Genomic DNA, 24,236 nt, shown 5'->3' with positions numbered 1-24,236 from the left:
TTTGCCCGTGGCTGCTAAAGGCTGCAACCCCCTTTGGCAAGAAAGACGCAGAATGGGCTTGAGCGCTGACGCACTGAAATTTGGACTGGACGAAATCGCCGCACGCGAACCGGCCATGGCCCTTGCGCTCGAACGCGCGGGCTATCCGGAACCGCGAATCCGCGCGACAGGCTATGCCACGCTGCTGCGCACGATCGTTGGCCAGCAGGTATCGGTCGCCGCCGCGGCCTCGGTATGGAACAAGCTGGAGATCCTTTTGGGCGAAGGCATCGCACCGGAGATGCTTCTGGCTGCCGAGTTCGACGCGCTGCGGGCCTGTGGCCTCTCCCGCCAGAAGCAGGGTTATGCGCGGTCACTGTGCGAATTGGTGATGGCGGGCGCGCTCGACCTCGACAACCTGCCCAGGGATGACGAGGAGGCCATTGAACAACTCGTCAGGATCAAGGGCATCGGGCGCTGGTCGGCCGAGATCTACCTGCTCTTCGCGGAAGGACGGCCCGACATCTGGCCTGCCGGCGACCTTGCGGTGCAAGCCGGGCTGCACAAGATCCTCGGCCTCGATGCCCGGCCCAGCGAGAAGGAAGCGCGCGAACTGGCAGAGCAATGGCGGCCGCACCGGGGCGCGGCGGCGATCTTCACCTGGCACTGCTATAACAACCCGGCGCTTTAAGCTTTCACGGCATCCGGTGCCGGCGCGAACATCCGCGCCTCCATCCAGCGGCGGATGCGCGGGGACTGACGCTCGGTCAGCAGCGAGATCAGCGCGCAGGCGGCCACCACCACCGCCAGCAGCGCGGCAAAGGCCATCGGACTGCGCCCGGCCACCAGCCCATGCGAACGCGCCAGTTGCAGCAGCGGCCAGTGGAACAGGTAGAGCGTGAAGGAAAACCCCGCGAGCAGCGCCGCCGGCTCCTTCATGCGCATGACCGTCCCCGCGAAACGCTCCGCCACGGGCCGCAGCGAAACAAGGGCCATGACCATGATGAGCCCCATCGCGAAATCGGCCAGCGCCCACTCCGACCACTGCACTTCGCCCGGCCACCAAGCCTTGAGCAGCGGATTGAGCACCGCACGGTCGACCTCGAACAAGGCGAGCGCAAGACAGAGGCTCACCGCCATCGCGACCGGCGCAATCGGCAGCGGCAACCGCCTCGCGGCCGGTGTATGCGTCAGCACGACGCCGAGCAGCCAGACCGGCATCAGCAAGAGGATGGCCCCGCCCGCGCTGAAGCAGCCGATGATGATGGTCGCCACCCGAGCCCAGCCGCGCAGGAACACCGCCATTGCAAAGATCGCGTAGAACCACACCTCGTAGCAGAGCGACCAGTAAGGCGGGTTCCACACCGGCGCGGGCATGCCCGGCCAGGCGCTGACGAAGGCCATCGGCGGCAGCAGGCGACTGGCCACCGCGATAGGATCGTTCGGGCTGTTATCAATGGCCACGGGCAGCGTCCCTGCCAGCACATAAGCGGCCAGCACTGCGAAAAGCAGCGCTGGAATCGCCACCGGCAGAATGCGCGAGATGCGGGCGACGAAATAGCGCGGCAGGCTGGACCTGCCGCCCAGCACCGAGCTGCTGATGACCAGCCCCGAAAGCACGAAGAACACGATCACGCAGTAATGCTGCATGCGCAGGCCGAACGGGAACGGCCCCCGATAGATCCCGAGCTGCACGGCGTGGCCCACCGCCACCAGCAGCGCCGCGCCGAAGCGCACGAAATCGAGCAGGACCGAAAGCGGTCGGGTCAGAAAGCGTGCGTCGGCTTCCGCCGATGCGGGGTTGGGTATGGGCTCCGGCACGGCCTCAGGCCGGCGGGGCAATGCCGTCGATAAAGCCGGCCAGCGCCACATCGCGCTCGCTCAGCCCTCCGGCGTCGTGCGTGGTCAGCGTGATTTCCACCCGGTTGTAGACGTTGAACCACTCCGGATGGTGATCGCGCTTCTCGGCCTCGATGGCGACGCGGGTCATGAACCCGAAAGCCGCGTTGAAATCCTTGAATTTCAGCGTGCGGACGATGGCCATACCATCATCGCGCAGTGTCCAGCCGGGAAGCGTTTCCAGCGCCTGCGCGCGCTCGGCATCGGTGAGACGGGCGATCGACATGGAATCCTCCTCTGCCACCGGTAGTTATGGCACACCTTGGCCCGTTGGGCTCTGCTTGGCAGCCCCGCGCCTTTCTACTATCGCAGGGTCGCATGCAAGGGGCATCCATAGCAATCGAAGATCTCGCGTGTCGGCGTGGGGACAGGGTCCTGTTCCGCCGACTCTCGCTGCGTCTTGCTGCCGGAGAGGCGCTTCACGTCACCGGGGCCAACGGCGTGGGCAAGTCCAGCCTGCTGCGCATCGTCGCCGGGCTCGCCCCGGCCTTTGGCGGACGCGTGGAAACCAGCGGCACGATCGGCCTTGTCGACGAGCGCCACGCGCTTGATCCCGCCCTTCCGCTCGGCCGGGCGCTGGCCTTCTGGCGGGGGCTGGATGGCGCGGGCGATCACGCGCTGGAGCGGCTTGGCCTTCCTGCCCTACTCGACGTTCCCGTCCGCTATCTCTCCACCGGCCAGAAGAAGCGCGCTGCCCTTGCCCGCCTGATCGGGCAGAACGCGGCGATCTGGCTGCTGGATGAGCCGCTCAACGGGCTCGACGGCGATGCGGCAGCCTTGGCCGAGACACTGGTTGCCGAGCATTGCGCCGGTGGAGGAATTGCCCTGATCGCCTCGCACCAGCCCTTCGCCCTTGCCCACAAGCGCACGCTGGCCCTTGGCGAGCACACGACATGAGCGGACGTTTCGCCCCCCTGCTCAAGCGCGACCTTGCGCGCCTGCTGCTGAGCGGACGCGGCGGCGGGGCGATGATGCCGGTGCTGTTCTTCCTCTCGGTCGCCATGCTCTACCCCTTCGCGGTCGGCCCGGACGTACCACTGCTGGCGCGCACCGGCGGCGGCGTGATCTGGGTAGCTGCGCTGCTCGCCGCGATCCTGCCGCTCGACCGCCTTGTCGAACCCGATATCGAGGCCGGCATGTTCGACCAGTGGGCGCTGCGCGGCATTTCCGAGGAAATGGTCATCGCCGTGCGCGTGCTGGCCCATTGGCTGAGCTTCGGACCGCCGCTGATGCTCGCGGCCCTGCCGGCTGCCGCACTGCTGGGAATCGCGGGCCGGACGCTCGCCATCGTCGAGCTTGGCCTGCTGGCGGGAACGCCCGGCCTTGCCGCGCTGGGCGTCACCGTCGCCGCGCTCACCGCCGGGCTGCGCGGAGGCGCCGCGCTCGCAGGGCTGCTGGTGATCCCGCTAGCGGTGCCGGTGCTGATTTTCGGGGCGGGAAGCCTCGGAACCGGCGGGACCAGCGGCCTTGCCCTGACGGCAGCGGCCAGCCTCGTGCTGCTCGCCATCGCACCGTTCGCAGGGGCCGCGGCGGTGCGAACCGCGCGCGGCTGAAGCGGCGCCTTCATCGCCCCAGCGGTTGGCACCCGCCGCTCCGGCCACGCATAGTCTTCCCGTAACGATCCGGCCCAAGCCGGACGCCGGGAGAATGCGATGCTGGGCCATCAGGAACTGATCGACGAGGCGAAACGCCAGACCGGCCTGAGCGATTTCGGCGCCGACACGTTTCGCGAAGGGCTGGAGATTCTGGTCTCCTCGCTTCAGAGCGAGGCCCGTCTCAATGCGGCGGGCGAGCAGGCTCTGACCGAGCGGATCGTGCTGCACCTTCGCCAGCGCCTGCTGATCGAGGACTGGTACCGCCGCCATCCCGAAATCGACGAGGAGCAAATCGTCGCCCCGCTGTTCGGCGTCAGTCTGCCGCGCACGGGGTCCTCGGCGCTGTCGTTCCTGCTCTCCAGCGACCCGGAAATCCGTTACTTGCGGGTCTGGGAAAGTTCGCAGCCGTGCCCTCCTCCCGCGACAGTCACGGGACCAGATCCCCGTCGCGGCGTCGCGGCGACCAGCGGCGATGCCCTGCTCAAGGGCGGCAAGCGCACACCTTCGGGGATCGACGGCGCCATGGAGTGCCAGGACCTCATGGCGCTCGATTTCCGGAGCCAGATCTTCCAGGCCTTCGCGCAAGTGCCGACTTATTCGGACTGGCTGCTCAATGCCGATCTTTCCAGCACTTACGCTTATGAAAAGCGCGTACTCAAGCTGCTGCAATGGGGCGCGCCGGCGCGGCCGTGGCGGCTGAAGGCGCCTACGCACATGCTCTACCTCGATGCGCTGATCTCGGCTTTCCCCGACGCGCGCTTCGTTATGACACACCGCGATCCGGCCGAAGTCATCCTCTCGGTGGCGACCGTCTATGCCGACATCATCGGCAAGTTCACCAACAATCTCGACCTCGAATACCTCGGCGCGCTCAACTTGCGCTGCTGGTCCGAGGCCATGAACCGCGCCATCGCCTTTCGCGAGAAGGGCAACGACCACCGTTTCCACGACATCCACTTCCGCGCCATGCACAAGGACCCGCTGGGCGAGGTGCGTGCGCTCTACGCCTGGCTGGGCGAGGACGTCTCGCCCGCATTCGCGCAGGCCATGGCTGACTGGTGGAACAGCAACGCCAGCGCCGAGCGCATGACGAAGCCCGATCCGGCCCATTTCGGGCTCGACCTCGCCGCCGTGCGCCAGCGCTTCACTCCCTATCTTGAGCGCATGGAGCGCTGGGCGCCGTTCGACGCGGCGGCATGATCCTTCCATCCACACACAGGTGACCAGACAATGAGTAAGGCGAACAGCGGCCGGGTGAATTTCGATGAGGCCGCACGGATGGCGCAGACGGTGGAAGGCGGGCCGCGCTACGCGCCGCTGCGCCTTGAGGATGTCAGCCCCGAGGGGCAGGAGCAGGTCGACGCGATCCGGGCCGCCTTCCACATTCCCGAAAGCCGCCCCTTCCCCGATGTCAGTCTGATCACGCTGCGCCATCCCGGCATGTTCAAGGGCCAGATGGTGCTGGGCATCGAACTGGCGGCGCGTGGCACGATTCCCGGCCGTGAGCGCGAGCTGATGGTCCTGCGCCTGGCCCGAATCGCCGGTGCGCCGTTCGAATGGTGCGAGCATGTCGATATCGGCAAGGCGTTCGGCATCACCGCCGAAGATCTCGACCGCGTTCTGGAGGGTTCTTCCGCCCCGGGCTGGAGCGAACACGAAGCTGCGATACTGCGGGCGGTGGAAGAACTCGTGGCCGATCACTGCATGGCCGATTCGACCTGGGACACGCTGGCAAAGACCTGGGACGAGAAGCAGATGCTTGAAGCACCGATGCTGGTCGGCTCCTATCTGATGACGGCGCTTCAGCAGAACACGCTGAAAATCCAGCCGAAGGGCGGTTTCGACTACCGCTAATTCACCGGCGCCGACGGCGCCGTCTTCACTCGATAGCAAAATGAAGCGCGCGCTGCCCCATGGGCGGCGCGCGTTGACATGTCTGTGGACAAGTCCGGTACTATCCCGGGATATGCGGAGGACAGACGGTGTATCATTTGTGGATGCCACGGGGAGAACCCTGTGGACGGTCCGGAGGAAAAGCCCGGCACAACCCCGGGAAAAGCCGGTAAAAAATGGGCCGGGGCGGTTCCGCAAGAAACGAAATCCGGCCCGGCCCAGTTGGACAGGAAGGGCAGTCTCGGCGCCCCATGACAAGCGCCGAACCTGGGTCCTCGGGTGCAGGCTTGACGGCCAGGACAAGCTGCGTATCAATGGCTAATGATAATCATTCGCAATTGCAAGCATGATCTCGTATAGCCCGTTTCGCAACCTGGAGAGCCCGCCATGTACCAATACGTCGATCGCCCCCTGAGCACACTCGACGAGGGCTGCCGCTTCCTCGTCTGGTCGATGCGCGCGTGGGTCACGACCCTTGCCCAGCGCCGCTGCCCGGCCGAAGCGCTGGCCCCCGCCTTCGCCCGCTGGCGGATGATCGGCGGGCTCCAGCCGTTCCACCGTGCCATGCTGATCTTCAACCGCGACGCGCTGGAAACTTTCGCTTTTTGCCCGATGGCTTGCGACCACGTGTCCGAACATGAGGCCGTGATCCTCGAACTCGTCACCTCGCTGCGCGATCGCGGTGCGCAGGAGACGCGCGGAACGCTGGAACTGGTCGTGCAGGAAGACGCCGTGGGCGACGTGCTCGAAACGCTCTCCAAGCTGGGCGCGGCGCTGGCGATCGCCGGGATCTTCCCGGGACAGCCAGTCGAAGCACGCGGGGTTCAGGGTCGCGGCTGAACCGATTCGCGCCGGACAGACGGGAGTCGGGCGTTCAGAAGACGCCCGCTGCCCCGCCCCACTTGGCCGCGAGAACCGCCAGCCCGACCACTCCCGCGCATTGCAGGACAACGATCGTCTTCAGGTAATTCACGAAGGGCTGCTTGCGCGTCTTGTGGCGGAACAGGCGCCTTGCCAGCAGCGCCCCCGGCGATCCGCCCAAAGCAGACAGGGTGAGCAGATGCTTCTCCGGAACGCGCCCGCCGCCCCGCCGCGACTGCGCCTTGTCGTAGCCGAACACCGCAAAAGTCCAGAGGTTGAGGCCGCAAAGACCGGCGGCAACAAGCAGAGGCGCATTCATGCGGCAGCGCCTAGTCAATCCAGCGGCGCAACGTCCACCGAGAAGATCATGGTCTGCTGCGAAGAGCCGCGAAACGTCCCGTCCAGCGGAGCCACGTCAGTATAGTCGCGCCCCATACCGATGAAGATGTGGTCGGTATCGGCCAGGATATTGTTGGTGGGATCGAAGCCGATCCAGCCGAGATCGTCCCCGCACCACAAGTTCACCCATGCATGCATGGCGTCGGCACCGACCAGCCGCTCCTTCCCCGGCGGCGGCAGTGTCCGCAGATAGCCGCTGACATAGGCCGCCGGAATGCCGTGCGCGCGCGCGGCGATGATCATGATGTGGCTGAAGTCCTGACACACGCCGTGGCGCGCGCGGAATGCCTCGATCGGCGGCGTATCGGCCACGGTCGCGCCCGATTCGTAGGCGAACTGCTGGTGGATCGCCGCCATCAATGCCCTTCCCGCTTCCACCACCGGCATCGATTCGCTGAGGAACCCGCTCGACCACATGGCGATGTCGCGCTCCGGCACCGCGATGGGCGAGGCGAAACTGTACGAGGCCGGGCCCAGCGCCGACAGGTCCGGCTTCTGCATCGCCCGTTCCCGCAAGTCGGCAAGGCCGGGGCCGGCGGAATCGGTCACGAAGAAAGGCAGCGGCTCTTTCTCGACCGTGAAGCGGCTTTCGATCTGAAGTTCCGAAATGGGATCGTGCAGCGAAAAGCGCGCCTCGTTGATGTAATAGCCGCCTTCCCGCTCCAGCACTTGCGCCGGTTGTGGATCGACGGTGAGCAGATAGTCGCCCAGCGTCTGCCCCGGCCATGCCGCCGGGCGCAGCCGTGCGTTGAACTGCGCAAGGCGCACCGGGGCGGCATATTGCAGCGTGGTGATATGGCTGACCGAATAACGCATCACAAAAGCAAGGTCCGTCGTTCGGCCTGCTCGGGGTCGAACTGGAGGAAGTACCGCGCCGAAAGCGCGTCCGAGAGGTCGTAGAGTTCGTGCTCGATCCTTTCGAGCATCTCACCGGTCATGTCCTGCGCGGTGGCGGCCTGAAGCCTGCCCAGCAGCGCGCGGGCGGCGCGCATCGGCGGTTCGGGCAAGTTGTCGTCCCGCCCGCTCGGCAATGCAGCCAGATGCTCGACGATCCCGGCGATCTGGAACACCAGTGCGCGCGGGTTGTCCGGATCAAGCAGGACCAGATCGCGCACCGGCCCCGCCATCGGCCCGGTCAAATAGCGCGTGCGATAGATGATCTGGCTGTCGCACAAGTCGAGCAGCACGCCCAGCGCGCCTCCTGTTTCCTTGGGGTCCGCCCCCTCCGCAACGGTATCTCCCAGCTGGCGGACCATGCGGCAGATCCCCTGTGCGCGTTCGAGCCGCTGGCCGATCTCCAGAAAGCGCCATGCGGCCGAACGCACCATGTTTTCCGAGACGAGCCCGGCGAGCGCACTGAAATGCTCGGTCAGGCGCCGTACCGCCCCCAGCAGTGTTGCCGGTCGGTGCACGTCCACTTGCGGCACGCCCTGACTTACCAGCCGCCAGAAGTCCCGCGCGAAGCGTTCGCGCAGCGAGAGGCCAACGGCCTGACGGCGGCGCATCAGCGTGGTCACCCCGCCCGGCAGCCCCGCTTCGGCCAGCACGGCGGCAGCGATGGCCTGAACATCGGGCGTTCCTGTCGGTTGCTCGATGCTGCCCGCCTCGACCAGCAGCGCCACCAGCGCGCCAACCACGCCGCCCTGTTCCTCGGGCGCGCCGTCGATCTCTACCGAACCGTCGAGCAGCGCGCGCAGCACACGGGTAACGAGCTGGGCTCGCTCGTTGTAGCGCCCGAACCAGTAGAGATTGTCCGCCGCCTGACTGGCAAGAATGCCGCCCCCGCGCGAAATCGGCGGCTCGGGGATCGCGCGGCCGGCCAACTGGGCCGGGTTCGGCACTTCGTCCACCACCCAGACATCGGCGGAAATCTCGCCCTCGCCCATCAGCGAGGTCGGTAGCGCCTGACTCGCGGCAAGGCGGGCGAAACCGCCGGGCATGACCGTCCAAACCCCATCGGCATCGCGCGCGACGAAGGCGCGGACCGTGAAGGGGCGCGGCACGATCTCGCCATCGATGATGGCGGGCACGGTGGAGAGGTGGACGATCTCCTGCCCGCAATAGTCCATCGGCCGCCGCGCCAGCGCATCCAGCAAGGCCGAGCGCTGCGCGCCGTCGAGATCGGCCCCGGCCACCGGCTCGCGACGTTCAAGTCCTTCGACCGGCTGGCCGAAGGCGGGGAGCACTGCCAGTTCATCAAGCCGCGCGGCAACAGTGGCGCTTTCGGCCGCCTGTCCGCACCACCACGTCGCGATGTTGGGCAGGATCGGGGCCTCACCCAGCAGGACCTGACAGAGACGCGGCATGAAGGCGGCGAAAGCAGGGCTCTCCAGCACTTCGGTACCCGGCCAGTTGATCATGCCGACCCCCCCGCCTGCCCATGCCTCGAAGAGATTGGCCACGCCAAGCTGCGAGCGGGCATCGAAAGCCAGCGGATCGAGCGAGGTGGTGTTGATCCAGCGCCAGATCGAATCCACGCGCTTGGGCCCGGCGATCGTGCCGACCCAGAGCCGGTCGTCCACCACCGAAAGATCGCGCCCTTCCACCAGCGGAAAGCCCAGATAGCGCGCAAGGTGGGCCTGTTCGGCATAAGTCTGGTTGAAGCGGCCGGGCGTGAGCAGCGCGACGCGCGGGGCCTCCCGCCCGCAGGCGGCGATCATGCCTTCGCGCATGAGCCCGAAGAAATCGACAATGCGCCGCACTTGCTGATCGGCCAGCAAGTGACCGGCCAGCCGCGTCATCGCGAGGCGGTTTTCAAGCGCGTAGCCGATACCGTTGGCGATCCGCACACGATCTTGCAGTACCCGCCACTGTCCGCGCGGCCCGCGCGCGAGATCGGCCGAATAGACCTGAATGAAGCGGGCCTTCCCCGGCCCCTCACCCAGCCGCCCCGCCCGACCGAGCATCTTGCGCGCGAAGAAGGGATTTCCGGCAATCGCCGCCGCTGGCAGATGCCCCTCGCGGACCATCCGCTGCGGTCCGTAGATATCGGCGGCAAGGTGTTCGAGCAGTTCGGCGCGCTGGATCAGCCCGCGCTCGATGACCTCCCATTCCCCCGCGCCGATCACCACCGGCATGGCATTGAGCGGCCAAGCGCGCTCCTCTTCCTCGCCGGTGACGCGGAATGTCAGGCCAAGATCGGCGGCATTGCGCGCGGCGTTTTCCTGCAAGGCAACGGGATCGCCTTCGGACAGCGCGGAAAGGCCCGCAGCCACGGCCTTCCAGCGTGCCGCCACCGGCTCGGCGGCATCGCCGAAAAGGTCTCCGCCCGAAACCTCGACCGGATAGGAATCCAGCCAGCCCGGTGCACTTTCGGTCAGCGTGGAATCCGGTCCGGAAGGCGGGGCGGCGGCCATGGTTTCAGATCCCCCGCGCCGGGCGGCGCAAGTCGAGCGAATGCGGGAACTCGCCGGGATTTTCCTCCGGCGGGGTCTGCATGGTCCCCGGTGAGTGGCCGTGCGGCTGGAAACGTGCCTTGCGCCTTGCTTCGGCCTCATAGCCGTTGACCGGCACGTCATCGTAATGGCGCCCGCCCGGATGCGCCACGTGGTAGACGCAGCCGCCCAGCGAACGGCTGTTCCACAAGTCGTAGATATCGAAGGTCAGCGGCGCATTGGCTGGCAGCATCGGATGGAGGCACTCAGCTGGGGCCCATGCCTTGTAACGCACGCCGCCGACGCCTTCGTCGGGCCCGATCATCGTCAGCGGCACCCGCCGCCCGTTGCACGAGATCACATGGCGGCCGGGAACGAGGCCGGAAGCGCGGACTTGCAGGCGCTCCGTGGAGCTATCGACATAACGCACGGTGCCGCCGATCGCGCCGGTTTCGCCCAGCACGTTCCACGGTTCGAGCGCATGGCTGATCTCAAGGCTGACGCCGCCGCCCTCGACCTCGCCGTGGACCGGGAAGCGGAACATGCGCTGGGCCTCGAACCACGCCGGATCGAAGCTGTATCCGGCGCGGCCAAGGTCATCGAGCACGTCGAGGAAATCGGCCCAGACGAAGTGGCCGAGCATGAACTTGTCATGCAACTGCGTGCCCCAGCGCACCAGCCCGCCGCCCTGCGGTTCCTTCCAGAACCACGCGGTGAGCGCGCGCAGGAGAAGTTGCTGGGCCAAGCTCATCCGGGCATCCGGCGGCATCTCGAAACCGCGAAACTCGACGAGGCCGAGGCGGCCGGTCGGCCCGTCGGGGCTGAACAGCTTGTCGATGCAGATTTCGGTGCGGTGAGTATTGCCGGTCACGTCCACCAGCAAGTTGCGGAACAGCCGGTCGACTACCCATGGCGCCGGTTGCTGGTGTTCGGGGCCCGGAACTTGTGCGAGGGCAATTTCCAGCTCGTAAAGCGCATCGTGCCGCGCCTCGTCGATGCGCGGGGCCTGACTGGTCGGGCCGATGAACAGGCCCGAGAACAGATAGCTCAGCGAAGGATGACGCTGCCAGTACGTGACGAAGCTCTTGAGCAGGTCCGGGCGGCGCATGAACGGGCTTTCGAGCAGGCTTGGCCCGCCGAGCACGATGTGATTACCGCCGCCGGTGCCGATCGAGCGGCCGTCGACCATGAACTTGTCGGCCGTGAGCCCCACTTCGCGCGCGGCGTCGTAGAGCGTCTCGGTGATCTCCACCGTCTCGCGCCATGAGGCCGAGGGGTGGATGTTGACCTCGATCACGCCGGGATCGGGCGTGACCTTGAGCACTTGCAGGCGCGGGTCGGGCGGCGGCGGATAGCCCTCGATCCGGATCGGCATGCGATGCGTTTCGGCCACCACTTCAACCGCGGCCACGAGTTCGAGATAGTCCTCCAGCCGCTCGGTGGGCGGGATGAACACCGCGAGGTAATCGCCGCGTGGCTCGACCGTGAGCGCGGTGCGCACCGCGCCTTCGATGATATGCTGCTCGACCACGTCCTGCGCGGGGTGGCCGCCCTCCGCCTGTTCCACTTGCTGCAGGCGCTGGCCGTGCCGTTCCGCCCCGGCCACGCGCGCTTCGCTGCCGCGCTCGATCACCTGTTCGCGAAAATCGGCCATCGGCTCGCGCGGCTCGGCCGTGTCGCGAGGATGGATGTAGGGATAGTCGGACGGCGGCACGAACGGCAGCGAACCCAGCGGCAGCCGGTAGCCAAGCGCGGAATCGCCCGGCACCGCCGTCAGCACTTCCTTGCGCACGCGCCAGCGCTCGCTTTTCCAGCGCGGCACCGAGAGATCGGCGGCGTTCCAGCGCTGCACCGGCAGCACGTAACCCACGGCCTTGTCGAGCCCGCGCCGGTAAGTCCGCACGAAGCGGCGCGCCAGTTCCTCGTCATCGACCTTGGGATCGAGCGGGGTGACATTGAGCGGAAGCTCCGCCTCCTTCTCCGCCCATTCGCCCCTGTCCTCGTAGACCGGCTGGACGAAACCATCCTCGACGCCCAGCCCCCGCGCGGTTTCGCGCAGGAGGATCTCCGCCACGGCGACATCCACGGTAGGCACCGGCTCCGCCTCGGCATCCTTGGCGCGCGGCTTTTCACCCGCGATCAGCGCGGGGTCTCGCCAGATCGGCGTGCCATCCTTGCGCCAGTAGATCGAGAAGCCCCAGCGCGGCAGGCTCTCCCCCGGATACCACTTGCCCTGCCCGTAATGGAGCAGCGAACCCGGCGCGAACTTCTCGCGCAGCAGGCGGATCAGCTTGTCGGCATAGGCCGCCTTGGTCGGGCCGACGGCAGCGCCGTTCCACTCGGCCGCCTCGAAATCGCTGTCGGCGATGAAAGTCGGCTCGCCGCCCATCGTCAGGTTGGCCCCGGCGGCATCCAGTTCCGCGTCCACCTTGTCGCCAAGGTCCAGCAGGGCCTGCCAGCGCTCTTCGGTGAAGGGCTTGGTGATGCGCACCGCCTCGGCAATGCGGCTGATGCCCATCTCGAACTGGAACTGCACTTCGGCAGGTTCCGCCATGCCCTCAATCGGGGTGGCGGAGCGATAGTGCGGCGCGGCGCAGAGCGGGATATGCCCCTCTCCCGCGAACATGCCCGATGTGGCGTCGAGCGCGATCCAGCCCGCGCCGGGCACATAGGCCTCGGCCCAGGCATGAAGGTCGACCACGTCGTCCTGCACGCCCTTGGGGCCTTCCTTGGGGATCACGTCGGCAACCAGCTGGATCGAATAGCCCGAGACGAACCGCGCCGCAAAACCCAGCCGCCGCAGCAGTTGCACCAGCAGCCACGCCGAATCGCGGCACGACCCGATGCCCACGCCCAGCGTCTCTTCCGGGGTCATCACCCCCGGCTCCATGCGAATCACATAGCCGATGCGCTGCTGGAGCTGGCGGTTCACCTCGACAAGGAAATCGACCGTCCGCCCCGCATAGCCGGTATGGCTGGCAACCAGTTCCTCGAACAGCGGCCCCTGCGGTTCCACTTCGAAATAGGCCGCAAGGTCCGCTGCCATCGCTTCCGAATAAGCGAAGGGGTAATTCTCGGCCTCAGGCTCAACGAAAAAGTCGAACGGGTTGATTACCGCCAGTTCGGCCAGCAAATCCACCTCGATCGAGAAATGGTCGATCGGATCGGGGAACACCACCCGCGCCTGCCAGTTGCCGTGCGGATCCTGCTGCCAATTCAGGAAATGCTCGGGCGGGCTGATCTTCAGCGAATAGTTCGGCACCGCCGTCCGACTGTGCGGCGCCGGACGCAGCCGTATAACCTGGGGACCGAGGCGCACCCGCCGTGAATAACGGTAGCGCGTGAGATGGTGGAGGGCCGCCTTGATCATCGCGTGCGACTTTGCTTGAAACAATGCTGCACTGCAATGATCTTCCATTGGTCTGGCGCCCGGAACTTGTTAGATTGCGCAAATGACCTCCCCGATTGCAGCAAAACTGTCATCGTGGCATGCAAGGGGGTCCACGGGTGCTCCATTGCGGGCTCTCCCCGCGCGGGGACAATTCCCGCCTACAAGCTCGGATGAAAACGAAGGACATGCTGGACATTCACGAAGCTCAGCCCGCCGGCGAAAGCAGCCCGGTGACGGACGTCACCACGCTGCCCGCGCGCTACTTCAACCGCGAGCAGAGCTGGCTGGCCTTCAACGAGCGCGTGCTCGCCGAAGCGACCAATCCGAACTATCCCTTGCTCGAACGCCTGCGCTTCCTCTCGATTTCGGGCAGCAATATCGACGAGTTCCTGATGGTGCGCGTCGCCGGCATCGCCGGGCAGGTCCGCCGCCAGATCGAGGAGATCTCGATCGACGGGCTCACCCCGACGCAGGCTATGGCCACCACGCACGAGAAAGTCCTCGAACTGGAGGCGATCCAGCAGGAAACCTGGGCCGGGCTGAAAGTCCAGCTGGCCGAGGAAGGCATCCGCGTCGTGGCCGAGGAAACGCTCGATCCGGAGCGCGAGGCGTGGCTGCGCACCTATTTCCTCGACCTCGTCATGCCGGTGATCACGCCGCAGGCGATCGACCCCGCGCACCCGTTCCCCTTCGTGGCCAATCAGGGCATCGGCATCCTGTTCTCGCTGACCCGCATGGCCGACGACGCGCCGGTCATGGAAATGGTGCTGATCCCCGCCCCGCTGCCCCGCTTCGTGCGCATTCCGGGTGAGGAGGCGGCATGGATCTCGATCGAGGATCTGATCTACCGCAACGCGGGTGAACTGTTCCCCGGCTTCACGCTCCACGGTCACGGCGTATTCCGCATCCTGCGCGACAGCGACATCGAGATCGAGGAAGATGCCGAAGATCTGGTGCGCTATTACCGCACCGCGATCCAGCGCCGCCGCCGCGGTCTGGTCATCGTGCTACAGCTTCAGGGCAAGTTCGATCCGGCGGCCGAGGAGCTGCTGCGCAACCAGCTGGGCCTCGACAAGGCGCTTATCATGAAGACCGAGGGGCTGATCGGCTTCTCCGGCCTTTCGGCGATCTGCGACGAGGACCGGCCCGAACTGAAGTTCGAACCCTATTCCCCCCGCTATCCCGAGCGTATTCTGGAGCATGACGGAGACATTTTCGCGGCCATCCGCGAGAAGGACATCGTCATCCAGCACCCCTACGAAAGCTTCGAGGTGGTGATCGACTTCCTGCGGCAGGCCGCCCGCGATCCGGACGTGATCGCGATCAAGCAGACGCTCTACCGCGCCGGCAAGCAGTCGGGGATCATCTCCGCGCTCATCGCCGCGGCCGAACAGGGCAAGTCGGTGACGGCGGTGGTCGAACTGAAAGCCCGCTTCGACGAGGAGCAGAACCTGCTCTGGGCCAGCCAGCTCGAACGCGCGGGCGTTCAGGTGATCTACGGCTTCGTGGACTGGAAAACCCACGCCAAGACATCGATGATCGTGCGCCGCGAAGGCGAAGGGTATCGCACCTACTGCCACTTCGGCACCGGCAACTATCACCCGATCACCGCGCGCATCTATACCGACTTGTCGTACTTCACCGCCGATCCGGCGATGGGGCGCGATGTCGGCCGCCTGTTCAACTTCATCACCGGCTATGTCGAACCCAAGGGCACCGAGTGCCTGTCGATCTCGCCGATCTCGCTGCGCTCGACGCTCTATACGAACATCGATGGCGAGATCGCCAATGCCCGCGCCGGAAAGCCCGCGCAGATCTGGGCCAAGATGAACTCGCTGACCGACCCGGACCTGATCGACAAGCTCTATGCCGCCAGCGAGGCGGGCGTGGACATCGAACTGGTGGTGCGCGGCATCTGCTGTCTGCGCCCCGGCATCACCGGGCTTTCGGAAAACATCACCGTGAAGTCGGTGATCGGCCGCTTCCTCGAACACTGCCGCATCTGGGCCTTCGCGAACGGCGCCGAACTGCCCAACCGCAAAGCCAAGGTCTACATCACCTCGGCCGACGCCATGAGCCGCAATCTGGACCGCCGGGTGGAGGTGATGGTGCCGATTACCAACAAGACCGTGCACGATCAGGTGCTCGATCAGGTCATGTTGGCCAATCTGCTCGATACCGAACAGTCCTGGGTGCTCCATCCGGACGGCAGTTACGATCGGGTGGGAGAAGTGGACATGCCCTTCAATATCCACCGCTATTTCATGACCAACCCGTCGCTTTCCGGGCGCGGTGCGTCGCTTGCCAGTGGACGGAAGGTGCCAAAGCTCTCGCTAAGACGCGGCAACATCTGACATAAGGGGGGCGTCCGCCCGTAATGGGCTCAAAGGCGATTCGTCCAAAGCCCCCCTATGATCGGCATCAGCCTGGCCTTCCTATGATCGGCATAAGCCTCAAAAGCGAAAAGCGGGCGATCATCGATATCGGTTCCAATACCGTGCGCATGGTCGTCTACAACGGGCCGCCGCGTGCGCCCGTTGTCGTCCTCAATGAAAAAGTCAGCGCCCGCCTCGGCCGCGACCTCGGCAAGACCGGGGCGATCTCGGACAAGGCGATGCGCAGCGCGCTCACCACGCTGGCGCGCTTCGCCGGCTTGCTGCGCCTGCTCGACGTCCGCAACGTGGAATGCGTGGCCACCGCTGCCGCGCGCGATGCCAGCAATGGGCCCGCGTTCCTCGACGCCGTGCGTGCGCTTGGCCTGTTCCCGCGCCTGCTTTCGGGCGAGGAGGAAGCCCGCGCCAGCGCCACCGGCGTGATCGCGGCGTTCCCGGGCGCGCGCGGCGTCGCGGCCGACCTTGGCGGCGGCAGCCTCGAACTCGTCGAGATTGCCGAGGGCGAAAGCTGGCACGGCATCACCCTGCCCTTCGGCACTCTGCGCCTGCCGGACTTGCGCACCGAAGGTCCCGCGAAGTTCTCCGAAACCGTACACAACGGCCTTCACAACGCGGGCTGGGAGCAGGGACGCGGGCTGCCGCTCTACATCGTCGGCGGATCGTGGCGCGCGCTGGCGCTTCAGGCCATGCGGGTGCTCGACTGGCCGGTGGACGATCCGCACGGCTTCGAACTTCCCGCCTCCGAAGCGCTGCATCTGGCGCGCGATTTCGCCAGAGGCAAACTGGGCGAGGTCGATCCGCGCATCTCCAGTTCGCGCCTTGCCTCGCTTCCCGACGCGGCGGCGCTGATGGTGGAAGTGATCACCCGCATCAAGCCTTCGAAGCTGGTGTTCTCGTCATGGGGCTTGCGCGAAGGCCTGCTCCACGCACAGCTCGATGCGGAAGTTCAGGCCGAGGATCCGATGCTGGCCAGCGTCGCCGGCTTCTCCGCCAGCGCCCGCGTCACCGCCGACGATGCGGTCGAAGTCGCGAAGTGGACCGCGCCGGTCTGCCGCGAGGAACCGCAGGACCGCCAGCTACGCCAAGCCTCCGGCTTGCTGGCACTGGCCGCGATGCGCACCGAGCCGAACTTGCGCACCGAAGAGGCCATGACCTGGGCACTCCGCAAACGCTGGATCGGCCTAGACATGCACGGCCGCGCGATGATGGCGATGACCGTCTTCGCTAATTCCGGCCAGACCGACGTGCATGAAGCGTTCGGCCGCCTCGCCTGCAAGGAAGACCTCGATCGGGCGATTGGCTGGGGCCTTGCCGTGCGCCTGTGCCGCCGCCTGACGGGCTGCTCCGAAGCCGGTCTCTCGCAGACCTCGATCCGGATCGCGGACGGGGCGCTTGTGCTGACATTGTCCGAGGCGATGCGCCCGCTTTACAGCCCCGGCGTCGCCAAGGACCACAAGGCGCTGGCCGATTGGCTTGGGCTGGCATGCGAAGTTCACGATCCAGCGGGACTGGCGATCGTCGATTGAGCCCCCTCATTCCTCCCCTGCAAGCGGAGGGGGACCGCCCCCGCTCATCCTGAGCTTGTCGAAGGAAGGGTGGTGGAGGGGTATCAGCCCCTCGGCCGGGCGCCACGTCGAGAGCGTTACACCTCTCCGTCAGCCCTGACGGACTGCCACCTCTCCTTGCAGGGGAGGAACGTCAGCTCAGCAGGCTCGCGCTTTCGGCGATCTGACTGATTCCGCGCTTTCCGTCCTGCCGATCCAGCTGAACGACGATATCGATCACCGAGGCTGCATATTCCAGCGTCTCGGCACGGGTGAGGCCAATGCCGGTCTGCATCGACATCAGCGCGATCTGCTCCAGCGCGCCGCGCGGCGTGTTCGCGTGAACCGTCGAGAACGAGCCCGGATGCCCGGTATTGATCGCGCGCAGGAACGAGACCGTCTCGGTGCCCCGCAACTCACCCAGCACGATGCGATCCGGACGCAGACGGAGCGCCGCTTGCAGGAGATCGTTGGCCGAAACTTTCGCCTCGCCCAGTTCGCCCTTCACCGCGATCAGGCCCACGCCATTCGCGCCAGGCAGATGCAGTTCGGCGGTATCCTCGACCAGCACAACACGCTCATGCGCGGGAATTTCGCCGAGCATGGCATTGAGGAACGTGGTCTTGCCGGTGGAGGTGCCGCCGGAGATCAGGATCGTCCGGCGCCTGCGAATGGCATCGCGCAGGAAAGCGATGGGCTCGGCCATCGGATCGGGCGTCGGCTCTTCGACCGGAGGCGTGATCGGACCGCGATCGTAAGCATCCAGCGGCAGTTCGAGCAAACGATGGCGGCGGATCGCCATGGCCCAGTTCGCCCGCGTCGCCGGCGGGCCGACTAGCTGGATACGCGCACCGGACTGGCCGCCGTACCCCGGCAGCGTCGCCGAGAGCAGCGGATGCTCGCGGTTGATGCCCTGATGGCTGATGCGCGCCACCTGTTCGGCCAGGCGCTGGAGCAGGCGGTCGTCCATCTCAGGCAGAAGCACGCGCTGCATGCCCGAGTGCTCGGCATCCTCGATCCAGATCTCGCCGGGGCGGTTGATCAGGATCTCGGTCACCGTCTCCCGGTCGAGCCAGGGCCGCAGCGGCGCGAGATAGGCGTCAAGATAGACGCTGCGCGGCGCGGCCTGATGCGGCGACGCGCCCTCAGTCACGGTCGGGCCCGTCGGCGCCTGTGCGCCCTGAAGCGAAAGAACGTCCGCCATGGTCGATCACTGGGCCTGACTGAAATCGAGGTCCTTGGCAGTAAACACGCGAATCGGTTCCCCCTGACGCACGCGAATGGTCGGCCCGACGCTGCCGGTCTGCTGGATGGCCGCAGCCGCCGCCGACTGGCCGCCGCCGACCACCACACTCGCCCCACTCGACGCGATGGTGGACAGGCCGCCAACGACCGAAAGCAGCATCGCCGAACCGAACCGCTCGAAGAAATGCGAATTGACCTTGCCCGGCAGGCCGGTCTCGCCGCCGAAGGCAATGGCCGGCGAGCCGAGATTGACCGAGACGCCGTCCGGGCGGATCAACCGGCTCCAGATCACATAGGCGCGCTTCTGCCCCGCCGTGAGGCCGCTCTTGTATTGCCCGATCAGGCGCGAGGAACGGGGGATCAGCACACGCTTGCCGTCGAAGCTGCGCACGTCGGTCGAGACGATGGCGCGGACATAGCCCGGAACATCGGTGTCGATCGCGGTCTCCAACACGGCCGGAATCAGCGTGCCCTGCGTGACCGTGGTGGCAGGGTCGAACGTGCGCGAGGCCGTCGCCGTGGAGCCCGAGCCGCCGATGCGCGCGGCGAAATCGTCATTGGCATTGCCGCCGGACTTGCCCTCACCGGCCGGCCCCGCAAGCTGCGGAACTCCGGTGCCGCTACCGACGTCGAAGACCACGGTCGGCGTCGCATAGGGATTGGCGGCGGCCGCCGTGGCAGCGCCGGGCGCGGCGGCAAGAACAGGTGCCGGGGCCGGGGCGGGAAGCGGTGACGGAGTCGCCTGAGGCTGGGGCACCGGCTGCGGTGCCGCGATTGCGGGGGTCACAGCGGGCTGCGGCCCGACGGCGGCCTGCGGCGCGGAAGTCGAAGCCGGCGCCTTGCGCACCGAGTCCATCGACCACAGCGTCAGTCCGCCCAAAGCCATGACGAACACGACACCGGCAGCCAGACCCAGCCCGTCCGCCTTCTTGCGCTGGGTGACGCGCGGCAGGACGTTGCGGCTGGTGAGATCGATGACCTCTGCCCCCTGCCCGTCACGCGGATCGGTGGCGGTGGTGGGCGCGATCCGTTCGCGTAACGAGGATTTGGGCGAGGAATTGGGCGCCATGTGTCAGTTCCCCAGAGACGAAGCGGCAGAAGGAGTAGCGACGGTCGTATTGGCCGCAACTGCGGCGGCCGCCGGAACAGGAGCCGCAGCAGGCATGGCCGCGCGGTTGTTTTCCAGCGTCGCGCTGGACTTGCCGGAACGCAGGATGATCAGCCGGGGCACTTCACCGATAACGATGGTCTGGCCGCGCACGGCATAGTTCACCGGGCCTTCGTCACCCTTCTCGTCCTGCACGAGGATCGCCGGGACAGCCGTGTTCGCCGGCCAGAGCAGATACGTCGACAATCCGTCGTCGTAGACGCGGGCGGGCAGCAGCTTGGCGACACCGGCCGACTTCCATGCGAAGTTCAGCGCCGCCGCATCCGAAGGCATTGCCAGCGGATCGCCTTCCGCAATCGCCCGCTCCGACGAATCGAGCGAAGCCAGCGCGGCAGGCACGGGCGCCGCCGTCTCGACCGGCTCGTCCTTGTACGTGAAGCGCAGCATGTAGAGCGGCCGCGACTTGGGCGAGGCGACGAGGTCGAAGAAATAGGTGTGGCGGTTGGTCACCACCGTCATGTTGGTGCGCGCGGCAGGTTCCAGCGGCTTCACGAACAGCAGGTCGGCGCGCTTGTTGGGCGTGATCTGCCAGGTCTGGGAATTGCCGACCGCCACGTTCTCGATCGCCTCGTTCTTGCCGAAAGCGATGGTCGCCTGCACGCCGGTCCGTCCGTCGATGCGCACCACCTCGTTATCGGCGTAGGCGTGGCTCACGAGGCGCTCGTCCGCCAGAGCGGGGGCCGCCAGGGCAAGAAGCACCGGGGCTGCGGTCGCGGCGAGGGCATGGGCCTTGCGGCGGATCATCACGACTTCTCCTTCGCCGGCCCGGGGCCGGTATTTCCTGCGGCCTTGCGGCCGATGTCCCTCGACGTATCGTTGGAGGCGTTGCGGAACCGGCTGCCGATGCCGCGCGCGCGCGCCGCCGCGCCTTGCGCCAGCGGCTCGATCCCACCCCCCGAAACTTGTGTGATCACGGTGCGCCGATCGCTTGCATGCGTGGCCGAACCGCCCTCACCGCCCGAAGCCGTCACCATGGCCGCCGCGCTGGCAGCGGAAATCGCCGGGGCCCGTCCCTGCGCCGAAGCGGGTGCGAAAGGCTGAACCTGAACCGAGGGCATGGGCGCCGAAGCCGATTGTGCGGCGCTGTCGCTCCGGCCCCTTGCCTGCTCATTGTCGGCCAAGCCGAACACCCGCCAACCGGAAACCAGCGTGCCCGCGACCTTCAGCACCATGCCCATGAGCGCGAGATGGACAGCGGCGACGACGAACAGAGCCATGGCCGCGCGCCCATCGATCTCGCCCATTTCCGCGCCTTTCACCAGCGACGAGACGATCGGCACCAGCAGTTCGAGCGTGATTCCGCCGCCCAGCACGACGAAGAGCGGGGTCATCGCCGTCAGCGCAACGCCGCGCAGCCAACCGGCCGTCAGTCCGCGCGTACCGCCGAACAGGCCCAGGACCACGAAAATCGGCCCAAGCGCGACCAGCACGCCCAGCGCGATCCGCGCCGTCAGCAGCACGCCTACAGTGCCGAGCAGCAGCAGAAGCGCGCCCATCCACATGACGCTATCGGGCGAGAACAGGCCTGCTCCTCCAGCAGCCGCTGCGGTCTTGGCAGCGCCTGCACCCGCAGCGGCGGCGCCTTGGGCCGCACCCTGAGCCGCTTCACCGCCGCTCTGGGTCGCGGCCTGCGAGGCCTCGGCAATGGCATTGAAGACGATATCGATGCGATCGCCGAAGATCTGCGTCGCGGATCCCTTTGCGTCCATCAGCACGCCCGCGATCCAGTCCGGCCCACCGATGGCAAGGTTCCAGACCACGCTCTGGTAGGCGATCCAACTCGTCGCAAACGTCAGCACGAAGCCGATCGTCAGCATGCGCGGCGTCAGCGCCGAGACGCTGAGGCTGGACCGGCCCGAAAGCAGCGAAAAGCCGAGAAACGCGATATAGAGCGTCAAGACAAGGATCAGCACCGGGGCCATCGCCCCATTGGCGCCAAACAGGCGGCCGAAGGCGGCCGCCGCCATCTCGTTGGACACGCAATCGACCGCGCGGAGCGCCGGGGCGACGCCCTGAGAGGCCAGTTCGGTGAGTTGCTCGCAGGCGGCGCTCATCCGCCTTACTCCGCCGCCTGGCCCCAGGCGGCATCGTGCTCGCCTTCCTCGAATTCTCCGGGCCATTGGAAGCCGGTCAGCAGCGGATACCAAGCCGAGGGTTCGTCACCGTAGCGTTCGCGCAGCTGGTCCAGTTTGCGCACCGTGCTCTCGCGGCCCGAAAGCACCGTCAGCACTTCGGGCATGCCCGAGAGATCAAGGCGCACCACCACCGAGGCATCCGACTGGCGGATCAGGAAGCAGCGCGAATGCGCGGGCAGCGTCTTGATGACGTCCAGTTCGTGCTGCGAGAGGCCGAAGCCCTCGCAATAATCCTCGTAGCGCGCGCGGGCGTTGGGCATGAACATCATCGTCGCGGTCTGTTCGACCAGTGCCGTCGCGATCTTGCTGTCCAGCGCGTCTCGCGCCGACTGGGTGGCGAAACCGACCAATGCGTTGCGCTTGCGCAGCGTCTTCAGCCAGTCGCGGATGCGCGCGGCGAAGACTTCGTCGTCGAGCGCCTTCCAGCCCTCGTCGATGAGGATCATCGTCGGCTCACCGTCGAGACGCTCGTCGATGCGGTGGAACAGATACATCATGACCGGCGTGCGCAGGCGCGGGCTTTCCAGCAGCGCGGTCATGTCGAAGCCCAGCACGCGGGCGGACAGATCCAGCCGGTCATGCTGGTTGTCGAACAGCCAGCCATGTTCGCCGCCCTGAATCCACGCATCGAGGCGCGACCCAAGGTCGCCCGGTTCGGGACGGCGCGCGCCCGCCAGCAGTTCGCGGAAGTGCGAGAGGCGGCGCAGCGAGGGATCGTTGTGATAGGCCGCGTCGACCGCACCGGCGATCATCGCCAGCTCTTCGGGGCCCTTGGCTTCCAGCAGCACGCCGAGCCAATCACGCAGGAAAGCGCGGTTGGCGGCGGTGTCAGGCAGCGAGAGCGGATTGAAGCCGGTCGGATGTCCGGCAGCAACGCGGCTGTACGTGCCGCCAATGCCGCGCAGGAACACTTCAGCGCCGCGATCCTTGTCGAACAGCACGGTGCGGGGGCTGAACTTCTGCGCCTGCGCGGCCAGGAAGTTCATAACCACCGTCTTGCCGGAGCCCGACGGACCGATAACGGTGAAGTTGCCGAGATCGCCTTGGTGGAAATTGAAGAAGAACGGCGTCGCGCTGGTGGTGGCCAGCAGCGTGACCGCATCGCCCCAATGGTTGCCGCCTGCCTGCCCCATCGCGAAACCGTGGAGCGAGCCAAAGCAGGCCATGTTGGCGCTGGAAATCAGAGCGCGGCGCACGATCATCGCCTCGTTACCGGGAAACTGGCCCCAAAAGCCGGGCTCCATGTTCACATCCTCGCGCACCGCGACAGCACCGGCATCGGCCAGCGCGGCGGCGCAGGAGGCCGTGACGTCATCCAGCCCTTCCAGCGACTGCGCGCGCACCAGAACCGAGAGGTGATGGTCACCGAAACCGACCGCGCCAGTGCCGAGCGCATCGCGCGCGGCGGACATCTCGCGCCGTTCGGCCATGGCTTCCTCGTCCGCCGAGCGCAGGCGGCGGATCGCAAGGTCAATGCGTTCGCGGGCGATCTGGCGGTCGCACGGCGCATATGTCTCGGTCAGGACCAGTTCGGTGGGCAGACGCAGCAGGGCATCGGTCAGGCCCGGCGAAGTCGAGTCCGGATAGTCCTTCAGGCTCACCAGCGAGGCGAAGCCCGAGCCTTCGGCGCCGCGCAGTTCCAGCGCGTCCATCCCGAAGCTCACGCGGCGATAGGGCAGCATGTGGCCAAGGTCGGTGCCCTCAACCGGGCGGCGCACCGGGCGCATTTCGCCATTGTAGAGCGCCGAGAGCAGTTCGAGAACTTCGGAACAGTTGCCTGCGCCGCCCTCGTAATCGCCAAGGATGCGCGCGCCGTAGGAGCCGAGCGAGGCGACCATCGCCGTCGCCGCCGAACGCAGCGCGCGCACATCGGCCACATCGGCTTCGGCGGGCGCCTTCCCGTTGTTCTTCATGAAGCGGGAAAGCTTGTCCGCCCAGCCCGCCTTGCCGCGCGCGGGACGGCGGACCAGCGTGATGAACTGGTCGTTGACGAACAGCGCGCCGGAGCCCGTGCGCGACTTCCAGCGGGCGTCGATATGGGCGGCGAGCGGATCGTCGAACTGGCCGCCCATGGCGATCTCGACGCGGCGGCGGATCACGTGGTGGTACAGCACGAAGCGGGCATCGAGCGACGAGCGCAACAGCACTTCGCGTGTGGCGACGTGGGCGTTCAGTTCCTCGCTGTCGGCGGTCTCGAACGCGAGGCCCGGCACCACCAGCGAGAGCATGACCGAACCGTCGCGCAGAAGCACCACGTTCTCGTCCACGAACGACTGGTAAGGCAGCCGGTCACCGACCAGCATCTCCTTCGCGCCCCAGCCTTTCAGGCCCGATTTCCTCTTCCCCGACATCGTACCGCT

19 protein-coding genes are annotated in these 24,236 nt (G+C 66.7%); 8 read left to right on the top strand and 11 right to left on the bottom strand.

Annotation, left to right across the window (positions count from 1 at the left end; genetic code table 11):
• The first annotated feature begins 52 nt into the window (after nucleotides 1–52).
• A complete protein-coding gene (locus EDF56_RS16470) occupies nucleotides 53–670 on the top strand; it encodes a DNA-3-methyladenine glycosylase (protein ID WP_132389332.1) in 618 nt (205 codons plus the stop codon).
• On the opposite strand, the gene EDF56_RS16465 is transcribed toward EDF56_RS16470, so the two are convergent.
• Nucleotides 667–1,800 carry an acyltransferase gene (locus EDF56_RS16465; protein WP_243652642.1) on the bottom strand — a complete coding sequence of 378 codons (1,134 nt, stop codon included), beginning with the start codon at nucleotides 1,798–1,800 and terminating at the stop codon, nucleotides 667–669. The two genes, EDF56_RS16470 and EDF56_RS16465, sit on opposite strands and share 4 nt — an antisense overlap.
• A gap of 4 nt (nucleotides 1,801–1,804) precedes the next feature.
• The gene (locus EDF56_RS16460; protein WP_132389328.1) at nucleotides 1,805–2,104 is read right to left on the bottom strand and encodes a 4a-hydroxytetrahydrobiopterin dehydratase; all 300 of its coding nucleotides are present in this window, start codon (nucleotides 2,102–2,104) and stop codon (nucleotides 1,805–1,807) included.
• Nucleotides 2,105–2,196: 92 nt separating this feature from the next.
• Here EDF56_RS16460 and ccmA point away from each other — a divergent pair, with 92 nt between their 5' ends.
• From ccmA to EDF56_RS16435, 5 genes are all read left to right on the top strand, one after another.
• On the top strand, nucleotides 2,197–2,775 hold the full coding sequence (gene ccmA / locus EDF56_RS16455; protein WP_132389326.1) for a heme ABC exporter ATP-binding protein CcmA: 579 nt from the start codon (nucleotides 2,197–2,199) through the stop codon (nucleotides 2,773–2,775).
• Nucleotides 2,772–3,431 (top strand): heme exporter protein CcmB, encoded by a 660-nt coding sequence (locus tag EDF56_RS16450; RefSeq protein ID WP_132389324.1) that lies wholly within the window; start codon nucleotides 2,772–2,774, stop codon nucleotides 3,429–3,431. Before ccmA ends, EDF56_RS16450 begins: the two co-directional genes overlap by 4 nt.
• A gap of 99 nt (nucleotides 3,432–3,530) precedes the next feature.
• A complete protein-coding gene (locus EDF56_RS16445; RefSeq protein ID WP_132389322.1) occupies nucleotides 3,531–4,673 on the top strand; it encodes a sulfotransferase in 1,143 nt (380 codons plus the stop codon).
• Between the two features lie 30 nt (nucleotides 4,674–4,703).
• Nucleotides 4,704–5,327: a carboxymuconolactone decarboxylase family protein gene (locus EDF56_RS16440; RefSeq protein ID WP_132389320.1), complete on the top strand. Its 624-nt coding sequence runs from the start codon at nucleotides 4,704–4,706 to the stop codon at nucleotides 5,325–5,327.
• A 426-nt stretch (nucleotides 5,328–5,753) separates the two neighbouring features.
• Nucleotides 5,754–6,206: a hypothetical protein gene (locus EDF56_RS16435; protein WP_132389318.1), complete on the top strand. Its 453-nt coding sequence runs from the start codon at nucleotides 5,754–5,756 to the stop codon at nucleotides 6,204–6,206.
• A 34-nt stretch (nucleotides 6,207–6,240) separates the two neighbouring features.
• Here the strand turns inward: EDF56_RS16435 and EDF56_RS16430 are convergent, their stop codons facing one another.
• From EDF56_RS16430 to EDF56_RS16415, 4 genes are read right to left on the bottom strand one after another with little or no spacing between them, the layout of a single operon-like run.
• The gene (locus EDF56_RS16430) at nucleotides 6,241–6,546 is read right to left on the bottom strand and encodes a DUF1294 domain-containing protein (protein ID WP_132389316.1); all 306 of its coding nucleotides are present in this window, start codon (nucleotides 6,544–6,546) and stop codon (nucleotides 6,241–6,243) included.
• Nucleotides 6,547–6,560: 14 nt separating this feature from the next.
• Entirely contained in the window at nucleotides 6,561–7,442 is an 882-nt protein-coding gene (locus tag EDF56_RS16425) for a transglutaminase family protein (RefSeq protein WP_132389314.1), read from the bottom strand.
• Complete coding sequence (locus tag EDF56_RS16420; protein WP_132389312.1) at nucleotides 7,442–9,982, bottom strand: circularly permuted type 2 ATP-grasp protein; 2,541 nt, start codon at nucleotides 9,980–9,982, stop codon at nucleotides 7,442–7,444. Before EDF56_RS16420 ends, EDF56_RS16425 begins: the two co-directional genes overlap by 1 nt.
• Nucleotides 9,983–9,986: 4 nt before the next feature.
• Nucleotides 9,987–13,370 (bottom strand): transglutaminase family protein, encoded by a 3,384-nt coding sequence (locus tag EDF56_RS16415; RefSeq protein WP_132389310.1) that lies wholly within the window; start codon nucleotides 13,368–13,370, stop codon nucleotides 9,987–9,989.
• A gap of 206 nt (nucleotides 13,371–13,576) precedes the next feature.
• Between EDF56_RS16415 and EDF56_RS16410 the strand changes: the two genes are divergently transcribed.
• Entirely contained in the window at nucleotides 13,577–15,745 is a 2,169-nt protein-coding gene (locus EDF56_RS16410) for an RNA degradosome polyphosphate kinase (RefSeq protein WP_243652659.1), read from the top strand.
• Nucleotides 15,746–15,828: 83 nt separating this feature from the next.
• Entirely contained in the window at nucleotides 15,829–17,310 is a 1,482-nt protein-coding gene (locus EDF56_RS16405) for a Ppx/GppA family phosphatase (protein ID WP_132389306.1), read from the top strand.
• 172 nt (nucleotides 17,311–17,482) lie between these two features.
• Here EDF56_RS16405 and virB11 read toward each other — a convergent pair whose 3' ends face one another.
• The 5 genes from virB11 to EDF56_RS16380 are packed head-to-tail and all read right to left on the bottom strand — an operon-like array spanning nucleotide 17,483 to nucleotide 24,227.
• On the bottom strand, nucleotides 17,483–18,532 hold the full coding sequence (gene virB11 / locus EDF56_RS16400) for a P-type DNA transfer ATPase VirB11 (protein ID WP_132389304.1): 1,050 nt from the start codon (nucleotides 18,530–18,532) through the stop codon (nucleotides 17,483–17,485).
• A 6-nt stretch (nucleotides 18,533–18,538) separates the two neighbouring features.
• Nucleotides 18,539–19,642, bottom strand: coding sequence for a TrbI/VirB10 family protein (locus tag EDF56_RS16395; protein WP_132389302.1), 1,104 nt, complete (start codon nucleotides 19,640–19,642; stop codon nucleotides 18,539–18,541).
• A gap of 3 nt (nucleotides 19,643–19,645) precedes the next feature.
• A complete protein-coding gene (locus tag EDF56_RS16390; protein ID WP_132389300.1) occupies nucleotides 19,646–20,485 on the bottom strand; it encodes a TrbG/VirB9 family P-type conjugative transfer protein in 840 nt (279 codons plus the stop codon).
• Entirely contained in the window at nucleotides 20,485–21,795 is a 1,311-nt protein-coding gene (locus tag EDF56_RS16385; protein WP_132389298.1) for a type IV secretion system protein, read from the bottom strand. Before EDF56_RS16385 ends, EDF56_RS16390 begins: the two co-directional genes overlap by 1 nt.
• 5 nt (nucleotides 21,796–21,800) lie before the next feature.
• The gene (locus EDF56_RS16380; RefSeq protein WP_132389296.1) at nucleotides 21,801–24,227 is read right to left on the bottom strand and encodes a VirB4 family type IV secretion/conjugal transfer ATPase; all 2,427 of its coding nucleotides are present in this window, start codon (nucleotides 24,225–24,227) and stop codon (nucleotides 21,801–21,803) included.
• Between the last annotated feature and the right edge of the window lie 9 nt (nucleotides 24,228–24,236).

It is taken from the genome of Novosphingobium sp. PhB165 (assembly GCF_004341845.1).
In the GTDB taxonomy this organism is placed as follows: Bacteria; Pseudomonadota; Alphaproteobacteria; order Sphingomonadales; family Sphingomonadaceae; genus Novosphingobium.
The sequence above is the reverse complement of the archived record's forward strand: the minus strand, read 5'-3'. Positions and strand labels throughout refer to the sequence as shown.

What these genes read in the sequence shown, in the direction of transcription:
- EDF56_RS16470 (WP_132389332.1), top strand. Translation starts at nt 53, where the DNA reads ATGGGCTTGAGCGCTGACGCACTGAAATTTGGACTGGACGAAATCGCC.
- EDF56_RS16460 (WP_132389328.1), bottom strand. Translation starts at nt 2,104, where the DNA reads ATGTCGATCGCCCGTCTCACCGATGCCGAGCGCGCGCAGGCGCTGGAA.
- ccmA (WP_132389326.1), top strand. Translation starts at nt 2,197, where the DNA reads ATGCAAGGGGCATCCATAGCAATCGAAGATCTCGCGTGTCGGCGTGGG.
- EDF56_RS16450 (WP_132389324.1), top strand. Translation starts at nt 2,772, where the DNA reads ATGAGCGGACGTTTCGCCCCCCTGCTCAAGCGCGACCTTGCGCGCCTG.
- EDF56_RS16445 (WP_132389322.1), top strand. Translation starts at nt 3,531, where the DNA reads ATGCTGGGCCATCAGGAACTGATCGACGAGGCGAAACGCCAGACCGGC.
- EDF56_RS16440 (WP_132389320.1), top strand. Translation starts at nt 4,704, where the DNA reads ATGAGTAAGGCGAACAGCGGCCGGGTGAATTTCGATGAGGCCGCACGG.
- EDF56_RS16435 (WP_132389318.1), top strand. Translation starts at nt 5,754, where the DNA reads ATGTACCAATACGTCGATCGCCCCCTGAGCACACTCGACGAGGGCTGC.
- EDF56_RS16430 (WP_132389316.1), bottom strand. Translation starts at nt 6,546, where the DNA reads ATGAATGCGCCTCTGCTTGTTGCCGCCGGTCTTTGCGGCCTCAACCTC.
- EDF56_RS16425 (WP_132389314.1), bottom strand. Translation starts at nt 7,442, where the DNA reads ATGCGTTATTCGGTCAGCCATATCACCACGCTGCAATATGCCGCCCCG.
- EDF56_RS16420 (WP_132389312.1), bottom strand. Translation starts at nt 9,982, where the DNA reads ATGGCCGCCGCCCCGCCTTCCGGACCGGATTCCACGCTGACCGAAAGT.
- EDF56_RS16415 (WP_132389310.1), bottom strand. Translation starts at nt 13,370, where the DNA reads ATGATCAAGGCGGCCCTCCACCATCTCACGCGCTACCGTTATTCACGG.
- EDF56_RS16410 (WP_243652659.1), top strand. Translation starts at nt 13,577, where the DNA reads ATGCTGGACATTCACGAAGCTCAGCCCGCCGGCGAAAGCAGCCCGGTG.
- EDF56_RS16405 (WP_132389306.1), top strand. Translation starts at nt 15,829, where the DNA reads ATGATCGGCATAAGCCTCAAAAGCGAAAAGCGGGCGATCATCGATATC.
- virB11 (WP_132389304.1), bottom strand. Translation starts at nt 18,532, where the DNA reads ATGGCGGACGTTCTTTCGCTTCAGGGCGCACAGGCGCCGACGGGCCCG.
- EDF56_RS16395 (WP_132389302.1), bottom strand. Translation starts at nt 19,642, where the DNA reads ATGGCGCCCAATTCCTCGCCCAAATCCTCGTTACGCGAACGGATCGCG.
- EDF56_RS16390 (WP_132389300.1), bottom strand. Translation starts at nt 20,485, where the DNA reads ATGATCCGCCGCAAGGCCCATGCCCTCGCCGCGACCGCAGCCCCGGTG.
- EDF56_RS16385 (WP_132389298.1), bottom strand. Translation starts at nt 21,795, where the DNA reads ATGAGCGCCGCCTGCGAGCAACTCACCGAACTGGCCTCTCAGGGCGTC.
- EDF56_RS16380 (WP_132389296.1), bottom strand. Translation starts at nt 24,227, where the DNA reads ATGTCGGGGAAGAGGAAATCGGGCCTGAAAGGCTGGGGCGCGAAGGAG.